The organism is Thiohalocapsa sp. (assembly GCF_019695415.1).
In the GTDB taxonomy this organism is placed as follows: domain Bacteria; phylum Pseudomonadota; class Gammaproteobacteria; order Chromatiales; family Chromatiaceae; genus Thiohalocapsa.
In genome coordinates this window covers 1-13,178 of record NZ_JAIFKJ010000302.1, presented here as the reverse complement: position 1 = coordinate 13,178, position 13,178 = coordinate 1, and the positions used below count along the sequence as shown (strand labels likewise).

At 65.8% G+C, this 13,178-nt stretch carries 15 protein-coding genes; 10 read left to right on the top strand and 5 right to left on the bottom strand.

The annotated features are described in order from the left end of the window. On the bottom strand, nt 1-472 hold a 472-nt coding region (locus I6U14_RS08795), incomplete at its 3' end, for an AAA family ATPase (RefSeq protein WP_296898543.1). Nucleotides 473-925: 453 nt separating this feature from the next. Between I6U14_RS08795 and I6U14_RS08790 the strand changes: the two genes are divergently transcribed. The 10 genes from I6U14_RS08790 (at nt 926) to I6U14_RS08745 (ending at nt 9,379) form a co-directional block, all read left to right on the top strand. Then, on the top strand, nt 926-1,744 hold the full coding sequence (locus tag I6U14_RS08790) for an NAD(+)--dinitrogen-reductase ADP-D-ribosyltransferase (RefSeq protein ID WP_296898541.1): 819 nt from the start codon (nt 926-928) through the stop codon (nt 1,742-1,744). Nucleotides 1,745-1,859: 115 nt separating this feature from the next. Continuing rightward, a complete protein-coding gene (locus I6U14_RS08785; protein WP_296898539.1) occupies nt 1,860-2,177 on the top strand; it encodes a phosphoribosyl-ATP diphosphatase in 318 nt (105 codons plus the stop codon). A gap of 183 nt (nt 2,178-2,360) precedes the next feature. Beyond that, nucleotides 2,361-2,636: a Sec-independent protein translocase subunit TatA gene (tatA, locus tag I6U14_RS08780; RefSeq protein ID WP_367115649.1), complete on the top strand. Its 276-nt coding sequence runs from the start codon at nt 2,361-2,363 to the stop codon at nt 2,634-2,636. 118 nt (nt 2,637-2,754) lie between these two features. Next, nucleotides 2,755-3,090 carry a Sec-independent protein translocase protein TatB gene (gene tatB, locus I6U14_RS08775; RefSeq protein WP_296898536.1) on the top strand — a complete coding sequence of 112 codons (336 nt, stop codon included), beginning with the start codon at nt 2,755-2,757 and terminating at the stop codon, nt 3,088-3,090. Nucleotides 3,091-3,229: 139 nt separating this feature from the next. After that, nucleotides 3,230-4,414, top strand: coding sequence for a twin-arginine translocase subunit TatC (tatC, locus tag I6U14_RS08770; RefSeq protein WP_296898535.1), 1,185 nt, complete (start codon nt 3,230-3,232; stop codon nt 4,412-4,414). Between the two features lie 197 nt (nt 4,415-4,611). Then, entirely contained in the window at nt 4,612-5,616 is a 1,005-nt protein-coding gene (locus I6U14_RS08765) for a LysR family transcriptional regulator (RefSeq protein ID WP_296898534.1), read from the top strand. Between the two features lie 318 nt (nt 5,617-5,934). Beyond that, on the top strand, nt 5,935-6,297 hold the full coding sequence (locus I6U14_RS08760) for a helix-turn-helix transcriptional regulator (RefSeq protein WP_296898545.1): 363 nt from the start codon (nt 5,935-5,937) through the stop codon (nt 6,295-6,297). Between the two features lie 233 nt (nt 6,298-6,530). Further along, nucleotides 6,531-7,748 carry a lytic transglycosylase domain-containing protein gene (locus tag I6U14_RS08755; protein ID WP_296898532.1) on the top strand — a complete coding sequence of 406 codons (1,218 nt, stop codon included), beginning with the start codon at nt 6,531-6,533 and terminating at the stop codon, nt 7,746-7,748. A gap of 113 nt (nt 7,749-7,861) precedes the next feature. After that, nucleotides 7,862-8,431, top strand: a complete 570-nt coding sequence (gene dcd / locus I6U14_RS08750; protein ID WP_296898530.1) for a dCTP deaminase — start codon at nt 7,862-7,864, stop codon at nt 8,429-8,431. Nucleotides 8,432-8,617: 186 nt separating this feature from the next. Next, nucleotides 8,618-9,379: a queuosine precursor transporter gene (locus I6U14_RS08745; protein WP_296898528.1), complete on the top strand. Its 762-nt coding sequence runs from the start codon at nt 8,618-8,620 to the stop codon at nt 9,377-9,379. A gap of 60 nt (nt 9,380-9,439) precedes the next feature. Here I6U14_RS08745 and I6U14_RS08740 read toward each other — a convergent pair whose 3' ends face one another. From I6U14_RS08740 to I6U14_RS08725, 4 genes are all read right to left on the bottom strand, one after another. Beyond that, on the bottom strand, nt 9,440-11,065 hold the full coding sequence (locus I6U14_RS08740; RefSeq protein ID WP_296898527.1) for a glycosyltransferase family 39 protein: 1,626 nt from the start codon (nt 11,063-11,065) through the stop codon (nt 9,440-9,442). A 1-nt stretch (nt 11,066) separates the two neighbouring features. After that, nucleotides 11,067-11,762 (bottom strand): hypothetical protein, encoded by a 696-nt coding sequence (locus I6U14_RS08735; protein ID WP_296898526.1) that lies wholly within the window; start codon nt 11,760-11,762, stop codon nt 11,067-11,069. Between the two features lie 139 nt (nt 11,763-11,901). Continuing rightward, nucleotides 11,902-12,651 carry a phosphatase PAP2 family protein gene (locus I6U14_RS08730; protein ID WP_296898525.1) on the bottom strand — a complete coding sequence of 250 codons (750 nt, stop codon included), beginning with the start codon at nt 12,649-12,651 and terminating at the stop codon, nt 11,902-11,904. Then, on the bottom strand, nt 12,642-13,178 hold a 537-nt coding region (locus tag I6U14_RS08725; protein WP_296898523.1), incomplete at its 5' end, for a glycosyltransferase. The genes I6U14_RS08730 and I6U14_RS08725, both read right to left, overlap by 10 nt.

Genomic DNA, 13,178 nt, shown 5'->3' with positions numbered 1-13,178 from the left:
CCATCATCTCGCCGGAGACGACGATGTAGATCTCCTGCGCCTTGTTCTCGCGGATGGGCATGGCGAAGCCGCCGCACACCACGTCGCCGAGCACGTCGTAGAAGACGAAGTCCAGCTCTTCGTCATAGGCGCCTTCCTCTTCCAGGAAGTTGATGGCGGTGATGACGCCGCGGCCGGCGCAGCCGACACCCGGCTCGGGGCCGCCGGACTCGACGCACTTGATGCCGGCGTAGCCGACGCGCAGCACGTCCTCGAGCTCCAGGTCTTCCACCGAGCCGGCATCGGCGGCCAGGTGCATAATGGTCTCCTGCGCCTTGGCGTGGAGGATCAGGCGGGTGGAGTCGGCCTTCGGGTCGCAGCCGACGATCATGACCTTCTTGCCAAGCTCGGCGAGGCCGGACACGAGGTTCTGAGTGGTCGTTGACTTACCGATGCCGCCCTTGCCGTAGATGGCGCATTGACGCAGTGCCATGGGTCTGTCTCCCGGTTGTGTCGCCCCGGCTTGGGGCGGTGGATGAAGTTGGCTGTACTCCGGGTTAAGCAGGCGCCGTGCCAGCATGGCAAAAATCATCTAAGCAACAGATTATTCTCGGTGTATTGGTAGAGATGTCGGTCTTGATGCTTGGTCGGATAGCCGACAAAGGCCCAGACGTTGTGGGGCTGGCAACATGCGGGTGTGGGGCCTGCGCGGTGCGAAGTGCCGGGTGCGGGAGTTGCGAGTGCCTTTGCAGGGTATGTTGAACGTGCTGTGTGCCGGTGAGCGTGCAGGGGTGGTGCCGTCTGCCGGAAACCGCCTTGGTCTGCGGCGAGCCGCAGCGGGGCACGCAGTGCGGACCCCGCACCGGGCACCGCGCAGCGCGCACTTGGCCCGTTCTCGAGGCCAGAGGTCCCGCGCATCGGAAGGCGGTTGGAGGCATGCCCACAGGTGACCACCTCTCTCCCCCGCCACGCCCGGCTGCCCATCAACCGCTGCAACCTGCCGGCGGTGATTCTGGGCGGTCTCACCTATCAAGCGCACCCGGTGCCGCTTGAGCTGGACGGCGTGCGGGCCTTCCACCAAGATCTGTTCACGCTGCTCGCGCCGATCGGCTCCCATCGCGAGCGGGCGGCGGTGTTCGTCGACTACATGTCGGCTCACTTCTGCTTGGATGATCTGGAGGAGGCGGGGCTGTCCCCGGGACGGGTGCGCAAGTCGCGGCGCAATGCCAATTACCTGCGCATGGTGCGCGGCTGGTCCTTCGATTCGGACGGCCGTGAAGGGGCGGTGCTGAAGCACTGGGTGGAGACCCGTTTCGGTCTGCTGGCGCGGCATCACGCGGGGCCGCTCGATGGACGCGACAGCGATGCCTACCAGCTTTACCTCGCCGCCGGCAGCCACGGCCTCTACGCCACCAACGCGCTGGAGGCGCAGCTGGACCTCCTCTACACCTACTGCCAGTACGAGCTCACCCGCCAGCATCCGGAGGAGACCCATCTGACGCTATACCGCGGCAGCAATCGTATCGACGAGCACGAGGTGCTGGCGCGTGGCGCCGACGGCGGCTGTCGGGTCTTGCTCAACAATCTGAACAGCTTTACCAGCGACCGTGAGCGCGCAGACGAGTTCGGCGACTACATCCTTACCGCCGACGTGCCGCTGCCCAAGGTCTGCTTCTACAACGGCCTGCTGCCTGGCATGCTGAAGGCGGAAGACGAGTTCGTCGTCATTGGTGGTGTGTACGACGTTCGCATCGACACCTTTTGAGCCCATCTCGCGGCGCCGGCTGCCGCTCCCCCAGTTCGCCCGGCCGGCGGGGCCCCGGCGCGCCTTGCGGCTGCGATGACCTCAGGCCCCGGCCTTCACCTCAAGGAGAATGACCATGTCCGATGTCCTGACGCGCCTTGCAGACGTCCTTGAGGCCCGCAAGACCGCGGAGGCGGAGTCCTCCTATGTTGCGAAGCTCTACGCGAAGGGCCTCGACGCCATTCTGAAGAAGGTGGGCGAGGAGGCCACCGAGACGGTCATGGCCGCTAAGGATGGGGTTCCGCAGCGACTGATTTCGGAGGTCGCCGATCTCTGGTTCCACACATTGGTGCTCCTCAGCCAGCAGGGCCTGCGGCCGGAAGAGGTGCTCGCGGAGCTGGATCGACGCTTCGGGTTGTCCGGGCTCGAAGAGAAGGCGCGCCGCCGTTCCTGATCCGCACGGGGACTGCTGCGGCCCGCCCCATAACCCTGCATGAATACGGTATGATCCCGCGTCTTTCTCCGGGGCGGGGTCGCCCGCATATGACCGGGAGCGGTGACCAACACCCGCCGTTGGGTGGAGTGGTGTTTTTGAATGTTCGAGGCTCGTCCGAAGCAGGCGGGCCGGGAGGTCGAAATGGGCATGGGTGGTATCAGTATTTGGCAGCTCTTGATCGTGCTGGTGATCGTGCTGCTGTTGTTCGGCACCAAGCGGCTGCGCAATATCGGCTCCGATCTGGGCGGTGCCGTCAAGGGCTTCCGGTCAGCGATGAGCGACGCCGGCAAGGGCGATGACGATGAGTCGAAGCAGCTCGAAGACAACAAGGCCGAGCGCACGGCGGACACCGAGGCCGGCGCATCCGCAGCCACGGGTGCGGGCAGCGACAAGGACGCGGATAAGTCCAAGGTCTGACCCAAGGTCTGATCCGCTCTCGTGAAGGCACGATGCAGCTTGTCTGTGCGACAGCCGAGGCCAGCAACGCAGTGCCGAAACCCCAACGCCGGAACCCCAACGGAGCTGACCGACTGCCATGTTCGACATCGGCGCCCTGGAGCTGATTCTCATTGGGGTTGTGGCCCTGCTCGTGGTCGGCCCGGAGCGACTGCCAAAGCTCGCACGTACCGCCGGCCTGTGGGTCGGTCGTGCGCGCCGAGCCTTCATGTCTGTCAAAGACGAGATAGACCGGGAAATCAAGGCCGAAGAGCTGAAGGAGATCCTGCGCAAGCAGGCGGCCTCTAACCCGCTGGAGCAGATCATCGAAGAGGACGGCAGCCTCGGTGGCGGGAAGGACTCTAAGCGGGGCACCACAGGGCACGTCGACGCCCACGGAGAGGCGTCGCGTGGACAGGCCGGCGATCCGCCCTGAGGCCTTCCCGCCACCGCGGCCGATTCCAGCACCTCAACAGGCCTTGTCCGGGCGCGTGCACCGCAGCTGAGCAGGCACAGCCACTACACACAGCACTCCGTCTAGTCCGGCGCCGTCGCCCCGGCACTGAGGCACCACCATGAGTCCCCAGCATCCCCAGGATCACACCGACGACGACCTCGGCGGCGAACAGCCGTTCATGTCTCATTTGGTGGAGCTGCGCGATCGGCTGTTGCGCATGGTGATCGCCATCGTCGTGGTCTTCTTGGTGCTGTTCCCCTTCGCCAACGACATCTACACCTTCATTGCGGAGCCCATTCGCGCCCAACTGCCCGAAGGCTCGCAGATGATCGCCACTCAGGTGGCGTCGCCCTTCCTGACGCCCTTCAAGCTGGCCCTGGTGGTGGCGGTCTTCGTGGCGATGCCTTACCTGCTCTATCAGTTCTGGGGATTCGTCGCGCCCGGCCTGTACACCCATGAGAAGCGCCTTGCCCTGCCGCTGGTGTCCTCCAGCATCGTGCTCTTCTACCTGGGTATGGCCTTCGCGTACTTCGTCGTCTTCCCGCTGGTGTTCCGCTTCTTCACCGCGGTGACGCCCGAGGGCGTCGCGCAGATGCCGGACATCGCCTTCTATCTGGAGTTCGTGCTGAAGCTTTTTTTCGCCTTCGGTGTCGCCTTCGAGATCCCCATCGCCACCATCCTGCTGGTGGCGGTGGGTGCCACGACGCCGAAGGCACTGGGCCAGAAGCGGCCCTATGTCATTGTGGGTGTGTTCGTCGCCGGCATGCTCCTGACGCCGCCGGACGTCATCAGTCAGACCCTGCTCGCCATTCCCATGTGGCTCCTGTTCGAGGCCGGCATCTTCTTCTCGCGCTGGTTCGAGAAGCGCCGGCCCGATGTGGCGCCGAGCCCAGCGCCAGGGGGAGGCGGCGGCGGTGTTGCGCCGGCCCGTCACGGGCCAGCACCGGCACAACCGGGCGGCGGTGCGGAAGTGGGCCGCGACATCGATGGCGGCGACATCGACATGCCCGGACGCTACCGGCCCATGACAGAAGAAGAGATGGACGCCGAGCTCGATGCCATCGAGGCCGAAGAGGCCGCAGATGCCGACGCCGCCGACGCCTTGCGGACGCGGGCATCTGAGGCGGCATCGCCGGACGGCCCACAAGCCCGCATCGAGGCGCTGATCCGCAGCGCCAACGAACGCCGTGCTGAGGGCGACATGGCATCCGCCCGCACCTTGCTCTATTTGGTGCTGGAGGAGGGTGACGCCGATCAGCGCCGAGTGGCCCGTAACATCCTCGCCGAGCTCGATCACGACTGAACGGCGATTGCGCTGCCTGGCTTAAGTCCTGCTGGCTCCTGCCTCTCGTCATCGGGCGCCGGGCAACGCCCGGCCGCTCTGCCTCGCCGTTCGCGGTGTAGGCCGCCCCGTAGCCGCACTGCACTAAACTCTGGGCTTGACCGGCGCCTACCGTGCCGTGCCGTTACAGAACACAATGCCCACGGAGGCTGGTGCCGATGGCCGCGCCGCAGCAGATCCACTACAAACAGAACCGGCTGAAGCAGCTACGGGCATTCTGTCATGCTGCTCGCACTGGCAGCGTCAGCGCCGCGGCCGAGAAGATTTTCCTCAGCCAACCGACCGTCTCGCTGCAGATACAGGCACTGGAGCGCGAGTTGGATACGGTGCTGTTCGAGCGCCGAGGCCCGAAGATCCGTCTGACGCCGGAGGGAGAGCTGCTCTACGAGCTTGCCCAGCCGTTGGTGGAGGGAATGGACAAGCTGCACGAGACTTTTGCGGTGCACTGCGGCCGGGTTGACCAGGGTAGTCTCGACATTGCCGCCGGCGAAGCGACCATCCTCTACATTCTGCCGGAGCCGGTTCGCCGCTTCGTCGGCCAATATCCGGGAATCGAGCTGCGCCTACACAATGTTACCGGGCGAGACGGGCTCCAAATGTTGCGCAATGACCAGGTCGATATGGCTGTGGGGTCCATGCTGGAGGTTCCGGATGACATCACCTACCGGCCGGTCGTCACCTATACGCCGACGCTCATCACGCCCGCGGGTCATCCGCTCGCCGACAAACAGGACGTCACGCTCGCCGAGATCGCCGAGCATGGACTCATTCTGCCGCCGCGCCACCTCAGCACCTGGCGCATGGTGGATCTGATGTTTCGCCAACAGGAGCTGGACTACAAAGTCACACTGGAGGCGGGGGGCTGGGAGGTGATCAAGAAGTACGTGGAGCTTGGACTCGGCGTGTCCATTGTTACCGATCTTTGTCTGACCGGACGCGAGCGCCTTGGCCGTGTGCAGCTCGATCGGTACTTCCCGAAGCGCAGCTATGGCATCGTCCTGCGGCGGGGCAAGTTTCTGTCGCCGCAGACCAAGCGTTTTCAGGAAGTGATGGATCTCGTGTTCCCAGGCGAGCCGCGGGATCGGCAGGGCCGTCAGCGCCGAGGCGAGGGAGATCTTGGGGACGGCCGGATGGGGCGAACGCGGCCCCTCGCGCAAACTTAGGCCGGGGGGAGTGCGCCGGGGGCGTGGCAGCTGAGGCCTCTCTCCTAAGCGCGGAAGCCGGATTTGGGCGCGACGCCTCACGGGAGTAATCCATCGGCCGGGCGGCGTTCTGCGACCGGCCGGCCGGTTTGGCGGGGCCATGAGCGGCCCGGCTGTCAAGCGTAGCCCCTGGCTACCTGGGTTGAGACGCTGATGTCTCGGGGGGCGCAGGCTTGGTTACGGCAAAGGCACAATAAGTGTGCAGAACTGATGTTCGTGGAGGCAAATTTCGTGCCTGGCGTGTACCACGTTGCTAGCCCGCTTAATTATTCTGATCGAATGACCATCAGCAAACAGATCGGCCAACGCCTCCGTGCAGCACGCTTGGCCCACAAATACAGCCTGTCGGAGCTTGCGTCCCGGACTCGCACCCTCTCGAAATCACGTATCAGTAACTACGAGCAGGGTATCCGCCGTATGGGCATCGAGGAAGCGCAGGAGCTCGCCGAGGCGCTTGACGGCGTGACGCCTGCTTATCTGCTCTGCCTCGACGATGCGTCACCGCTATCCGAGGATGAATGGCGGCTCATCCAGCGCTATCGCAGGACCGATGCGCGTGGGCGGGACGTGATTTTGCAGGTGGCTGATATCCAGGGTAATTATCCTGCCGAGCCCGCTTCCGGTTCGGGCAAAGATGAATGAGGGAGGCCCTTTTTTGGACCAGTCCGGTCAAAAGCCGGACAGAGTTCGCCGCGCCGGACGCACCGCCACTCCCATGCCGACCGCCGCCCGGTCCTGCACCGATTCGCACCAGGCAAAGCTGCCGCGGCGCAGGCGGCTTTGACCGTGCCCGCCCGGCCCATTAAAGTTGCGCCGCCGGACAGACGGGGTCCGGTAGCGAACTGGGCAACAGCTTGGGCCGAAGGTCAAGATTCATGGGCGATACTTATCCTCCCCGGCAGCATGCGTCGTGGCGCACGGGCACCTGCCTACTGGTGCTGCTCTCGGCGCTGATGCTGGCAGCCTGTGCCGGTCAGGGCGGTGCGCGGGACGACCCGCCGTATGCGCCTTCGGCAGATTTTCCGCTGCCGGCGGGTCTGGAGGACAACGTGACTTTTTGGAAGAAGGTCTACACGGAATGGGGCCGGGATAAAGTGGTCATCCATGATGATCGCCACTTGGCAGTTGTCTATCAGGTCGCACAGCTCCCTGGCCCGATCGAAGCTGTCTACACACCCGCGCAAAAGGATTATGTGCGCGCCCTGCGTGAGCGCTGGAGCGACCGCCTGCGCGGGCTGGAGCGGCGTATTGCCGCCCGGGCGCGGCTCAGCGCCGAAGAGGAAAAGCTCAAGGGCACGCTGGAAGCCGCCGGCGGTCCGGGAGCCACGTTTGGTGCCGCGGAGCGGGTGCGCAGTCAGCGGGGCGTGCGGGAGCGCTACCACGGTGGTCTGGAGCGCAGCGGTCGCTGGCTGGCCAAGTTCCGCGAGATCTTCCGCCGTTACGGCCTGCCGGAGGATCTGGCGCTGCTGCCACACGTCGAGTCGTCTTTTCAGGCCAACGCGCGCTCCAGCGCTGGGGCATCCGGCATGTGGCAGTTCATCCGGTCCACGGGCCGCACCTATATGACGGTGAATTCGTCCATCGACGAGCGACTGGACCCGGTGGCGGCGGCGGACGGCGCCGCACGTTACCTCAAGAATTCCTACAACAAGCTGCGAGACTGGCCGCTCGCGCTCACGTCCTACAATCACGGGCTGGGCGGGATGATGCGCGCAAAGGAGCGCTTCGGCACCGACTTCGTACGCATCGTGCGTGACTACGACGGGCGCTACTTTGGCTTTGCGTCTCGCAACTTTTACGCACAGTTTCTGGCCGCAAGGCACGTGGCGCTCAACGCGGAGCGGTACTTCCCCGAGGGCGTGCGCTATGCTGAGCCGCTCACCGACCAACCTGTAAGACTTCGCTACCCCGCCACCGTCGACGAGCTTGCGCTTCAGTACCGTGTGCCGCGCTCGGTGCTGACGGAGCGGAATCTCGCCTGGCTTGATCCGGTCAGCAGCGGTGCGCGTCCGGTGCCGGCGGGCACCACCCTTTGGGTGCCGTCAGGAGCGAGTCGCATTGCGCGTGGACTATCGCGGGCGAGCGCGTTTTGAAAAAGGGCTGCGGCTGTACGGCAGACGCCTGCTGCAAGCGCCTGTAGGAGCTGGGTGATGCGGCCTCGTCGGTGCGGCTGGGGCGGTGCATCGCAGACCGAGGTAAGTCCATAATGGCCATCAAGTCCGACCGCTGGATCCGCCGCATGGCCGAGGAGCATCGACTGATCGATCCGTTCGAGCCGAGCCAGGTGCGCGAGCGTTCAGGCATTGGGCACGTCATCTCCTACGGCACATCCAGTTACGGTTACGACATTCGCTGCGCTGACGAATTCAAGATCTTCACGAATATCAATTCGGCTGTGGTGGACCCGAAGCAGTTCGACTCCTCCAGCTTCGTCGACTTGAAGGCCGATGTCTGCATCATCCCCCCGAACTCCTTCGCACTGGCGCGCACGGTGGAGTACCTACGCATCCCCCGCAATGTGCTGACCATCTGCCTCGGCAAGTCCACTTATGCGCGGTGCGGCATCATCGTCAATGTGACGCCGCTGGAGCCGGAGTGGGAAGGGCACGTGACACTCGAGTTCTCCAACACCACGCCGTTGCCAGCCAAGATCTACGCCAATGAGGGTGTGGCGCAAATCCTCTTTCTGGAATCTGACGAGCCTTGCGAGACCTCGTATCGCGACCGCGGCGGCAAGTATCAGAATCAGCGTGGGGTCACGTTGCCTAAACCTTGACCAGAAGGTTCTAGGGTCTAGGTTCTAGTCTCTAGGGCCCTGGCCTGAAGCAGAGGGGAGTGGCGGCGATGGATTGCTATTCTGGCGTCGTGCGGGTTGCGCCGGGCATCGGCGTCGTACACGCTAGCCCCTAGCCCCTTCGTCCTCGGCCCTTGGCCCTTCGCTTTCGGCCCTCACTTGCCGTTCATGCCGAATGATCGTGCCACCGCCCTGTTCGTCGTCCTCGGTGGATTCTTCGTCTGCAACGCCCTGATCGCCGAGTTCATCGGCATCAAGATATTCGCGCTGGAGGCCACCTTCGGACAGGAGCCGCTGAACTGGAACCTGTTCGGCGAGGAGGGCTCGCTCAATTTCACCGCCGGCGTGCTGCTCTGGCCCGTGGTCTTCGTGATGACGGATATCATCAACGAATACTTCGGCCGGCGGGGTGTGCGCTTTATCTCCTACCTGACCGTCGGGCTGATCGTCTACGCCTTCTTTTTCGCCTATGTCGCAATTGGGCTGGCGCCGGCAGACTGGTGGGTGGGTATCGCTGAAGAGCGCGGCGTGCCGGACATGCAGGCGGCCTTCGCGGTGATCTTCGGTCAGGGCATGTGGACCATCGCCGGCTCCGTGGTGGCCTTCCTTGTCGGTCAGCTCATCGACGTGGCCGTCTTCCACCGGGTGCGGCGGCTCACCGGCGAGCGCTTCATCTGGCTGCGGGCCACCGGCTCGACGCTGGTTTCACAGCTGGTGGACAGCTTCGTGGTGCTCTACATCGCCTTCGTGCTGGGGCCGCAGCAGTGGCCGCTGTCGTTGTTCCTGGCGGTGGGCACCGTAAATTATCTGTACAAGTTCGGGGCTGCAGTGGCCCTGACGCCGGTGATCTACTATGCGCGCGCTCGCATCGAGCGCTTCCTCGGGTCGGCGCGGGCGGCGGAGCTCAAGGCCCGGGCGGCTGCTGCCTGAGCATGATCCTGACCTCAAGCGCCCGGATCTCAGACCCTCAAACTTCAGGCATCTGGATCTTCACGCCTCTGGGACGGTATCCGCCGTATAGCGATAGAGCCGCCAGCCTTGAATCGGGTGCTCGCAGCCGGCCGCGCTCCAAGGAGCCCCCCCTTGCACGACCTTGAGCGGTTGGCCGCGGCATTGGAAAATGCTGCGCGTCTCCACGGCCCGGAAACCCGGGATGTCCGGCGGCGCGAACTTGTAGGCCACCAGCCAAAAGCCCGTTTCGCGCAGCGCTGCCTGTGACGGTGCTGTCACCAATCGGCCGCGGGTGTACTCCGACGGACGGGCGATGTTCGGCCACTGTGGGACCGCGAGTGTCGGTGCGTGGAAGTTGAGCATGGCCGCGAACGGATAGCGGTCCGCGAATACCGGCGCGTCCAAACCTTCGACATACTCGGCGAGCGCAGGATAGCCATAACTCTCCCGCAGGATGCGCTGGGCGGCATCCGGCAGCGGCAGCGCCGCTGTCGCGGCGTGGAAGGCATACAAGCTCACCAACAGCAGATTCCCAGCGGCAGCGAGCAGCGCCCAGCCTGCCAAAGGCCGCAACACCACCGCCGCCGCCGGCACTGCGCAAGCTAGGTAGAGTGCGGACCAGTTGGCCTCCACATCGCTGCTGAGCGACAGCAGGCCGAACAGTGCCAGTGGAAAGGCGGTGCCCGCCAGCAGCAGCGATTTTGCGGGGGCATCCAGGGTGGTGGTGAGCCGACGTCTAGCTCCGCGCAGGCCCCCGCGCGCCCACAGGGCCGCGCCGAGGGGCAGGACCAGCAGCCCCCAGAAGGCCAGCTGACTGCCGAGGAAGCTCGCAAACTGACCCAGCCGGTCCAGGGTCGTCAGTGGCCCGCTGCCAGGTGGGGTGTAGGACTGGGAGCCAACAGCGGCCGGCAGCCCTTCGGCGGCGAGGTCGAAGCTGCCGAGCTCGGTGGCGAGCCCATGGCCGAGCTGAAAGCGCAGGCTGAGCCAGTCGTGCTGGGCGTTCCAAAGCACGTGCGGCGAAAACACCAGCAAGGCCAGCAGTCCTCCCAGGTACGGCCAGGGCGTGGCGAGTGCCCGCCGGTCCGCGGCCAGCATGGCCCAGAGAAATACTGGGCCTATGACCGCCATGCTGTACTTCCCGAGCAGCCCGAGCCCGGTGGCGACACCTGCGCTGAGCCAGCGCCGGCGCTCGCCGCGCAAGGCCACCAGCGCCTCGTGCAGGGCGAGCGCCCAGCAAAGGGTCAGCACCGTATCCGGGGTTGTGATGATGCCCGCGATGAGCCCGGGCAGCGTGCCGGCGGCGAGCACCAGCGCCAGCAGCAGGCCGTTGCCGCGCTGCAGCCCCAGCGCCGTGTAGAAGCGCCAGAGCACGAGCAGCGTCAGCAGACCCGCCAGCACCGCGCCGAGTCGGGCTGCGAACGCCGACGCGGGTGCGAGCAGCGTCCCCAGACCCAGCACGGCGACGCCCGGCGGATGGTCGAAATAGCCCCAGGCCAGGGCTCGAGCCCAATGGTAGTAGTAGGCCTCGTCTTGGGTGACAGGCACCGTTGCGGCAGCCCAAAGCCGCCACAGGGTGATCCCCAGGATGACTAGCAGGGGCAGACGTGCGTCCCGTAACGGCCCCGCATGCGTCGCCGCGCCGAGCTGCCGGTCTGCTCGGGACACCCTAGAGCCGTTGGATGCGCCCGCAGCCGTTCTCGCGCAGCTGCTGCCGGATCAGCGAGCGGATGCGGTTTTGCTCGTCCGTGAGCTCGATGGGCGGCGACGGCGAGCGGCTCAGCATAGATTCCGCCTGGCGCAAGTCATTACAGCGGTCACGCCCGCGCGGCTTCAGTGTGGCGCGGTAAACATGGGCCGACGCCCCGTAGAGAAAGCCGAGCGCGCTGCCCGGAACCTCCCGACGCGCCTCCTGGGCGGCCCGCAGGAGCTTTTCGTTCTCGCGGTCCAGCTTCTGCTCTTTGACGTTGTCGAGCCGATTGCGGCGCTCGCTCAGGGTGAGCAACAGCCCGCCGTGGTAGGAAACGCGGCTCGGGGCGTTCCGGTCCGGCTGCAGCTCCAGTGCCTTGCTATAGCCGGCCTCTGCGCAGTCCAGGAGGTCGCGCATTTTCGAGTCCTGGATCGAGGCGGTCTGCGGTTGCTGGATCGCGAGCTTCAAACAGGCGTCGCCTTTCACCGCATGCGACTTGGCGCAGTCCTCCGTGCGCGCGTTGCAGCGAATGTCGGTCAGCGCAATGGAGTTGAAGTCGCCGGCAACGGCCCTGGCCGTGAGCCGTTCGCTGAGCGCCGCATCGTCCGGGGTGGCGCAACCGGCACCGAGCAGCGCCGCCAGCAACACCACCGGCAGCGCCAACCCTAGTCCCATCCGCAAGCCTGATCTCACCTCAAGGCGCTCCGCTCTCACTTTTGAATCTTACCGGGCGCTGTCTGCCGTCCGCGAAGACCTCCCGACTGGCGGCCTATGATCGCACAGACGCGCCCCTGCGGCCCGCGCAGACGCAGTGTCACGGCGGCTCGATGCCGGTGTCGCGCGCCGTCTGTGTCCCCTCCTCAAAGCGGAAAAGCCGGCGGAGCAATGAATAGCCGAACAGCACCAGGAATACGGATGTGATCACGTCGCTCAGAAAGTGCCCGCCGGCGGCCATGCGCGCGAGCCCCACCAGCGCCGTGTAAACGGCGGCGAGCAATACCCAGCGCGAGCGCGGCCCGGCCAGCAGGTGTGCGACGCCGATCAGATACGCCGCGGCGGCGACGTGGCCGGAGCTGAAAGCGCCGCCGCTGCCGCCGGTATAGACAAAGGCCGGTGTGAAGGAGCGGTCGCCGCCGAACTGCTGCACCTGCACTGGTCGCGCGCGTCCCCAGTGCTCCTTGAGGATCTGGTTGACCAAGAGCCCCGGCAGCAGGGCGAGAACGCAGAGCAGCAGGGCGAGCTTGCGGCCAGTGAGCCCGAGCAGTCGCCGGCCGGTGCGCCGGTTCCAAAGCCAGACCGCCAACAGCGTCAGGTTGCCGGCCAGCATCAGCACCTCGACGGAGTGGTAGAGAAAGCGCTCCCAGACCTGGCCAAGCGCGGGAAAGCCTTCCCCGGGGCTGTAGAACCAGCCCGCGACCATCAGGTCCAGTGCCGGCCAAGCGAGCATGAGGTCAGCAAAGGCCAGAAACAGGATCAGCCAGCCCACGGGCACGCCCCCGATACGCCGGCGCAAAGGCGCAAGCCAGCGCCGACCGACGACCTGCGCCAGGTCTGTCATGGACATACGACCGGCGCCACCGGCGGCAGACCCATGGCCGCGAGATAAGCGCTGACGGCGGCCTCGACGGCATAGGGACGGGCCGCATCCCGCAGCCCATCGGTGTCCGGCGGCGCCGCGAGGATAGCCGCCATTGCCGCGGCCAGTGCCGGTGCATCCCCCACCGGCACCAGCGGGCCGAAGCGTCCGTCGGCGAGCACCTCCCGCGGGCCGCTCTGGCAATCCGTGGCCACCACAGGGGTCCCCAGCGCGAGCGCTTCAACCAGCACCAGCGGCATGCCTTCCCAACGGGAGGTGAGTGCGAACAGGTCCGCGTGCGCCAGGTAGGCGTAGGGCTGCGGTACGAATCCGGGCAGCGAGACGTCGTCGCCCACGCCGAGCGCGTCGGCCTCCGCCAGCAGCGCGTCGCGCCCGCCGCCTTCGCCGCGGATCATCAGCCGGCCGGGCCGGTCCGCGCGCAGTTGTGCGAAGCCGCGGAGCAAGGTCGCAAAGTCCGTGCGGAGGCTGAACTCGCCGACGCCGAGGAGCAGGGG

Bases quoted from the DNA above. Each gene is read 5' to 3' on its own strand.
- tatC (WP_296898535.1), top strand. From the start codon at position 3,230: ATGAGTCCCCAGCATCCCCAGGATCACACCGACGACGACCTCGGCGGC.
- tatB (WP_296898536.1), top strand. From the start codon at position 2,755: ATGTTCGACATCGGCGCCCTGGAGCTGATTCTCATTGGGGTTGTGGCC.
- I6U14_RS08735 (WP_296898526.1), bottom strand. From the start codon at position 11,762: ATGGGACTAGGGTTGGCGCTGCCGGTGGTGTTGCTGGCGGCGCTGCTC.
- tatA (WP_367115649.1), top strand. From the start codon at position 2,361: ATGGGCATGGGTGGTATCAGTATTTGGCAGCTCTTGATCGTGCTGGTG.
- dcd (WP_296898530.1), top strand. From the start codon at position 7,862: ATGGCCATCAAGTCCGACCGCTGGATCCGCCGCATGGCCGAGGAGCAT.
- I6U14_RS08730 (WP_296898525.1), bottom strand. From the start codon at position 12,651: ATGTCCATGACAGACCTGGCGCAGGTCGTCGGTCGGCGCTGGCTTGCG.
- I6U14_RS08785 (WP_296898539.1), top strand. From the start codon at position 1,860: ATGTCCGATGTCCTGACGCGCCTTGCAGACGTCCTTGAGGCCCGCAAG.
- I6U14_RS08745 (WP_296898528.1), top strand. From the start codon at position 8,618: ATGCCGAATGATCGTGCCACCGCCCTGTTCGTCGTCCTCGGTGGATTC.
- I6U14_RS08760 (WP_296898545.1), top strand. From the start codon at position 5,935: ATGACCATCAGCAAACAGATCGGCCAACGCCTCCGTGCAGCACGCTTG.
- I6U14_RS08765 (WP_296898534.1), top strand. From the start codon at position 4,612: ATGGCCGCGCCGCAGCAGATCCACTACAAACAGAACCGGCTGAAGCAG.
- I6U14_RS08755 (WP_296898532.1), top strand. From the start codon at position 6,531: ATGGGCGATACTTATCCTCCCCGGCAGCATGCGTCGTGGCGCACGGGC.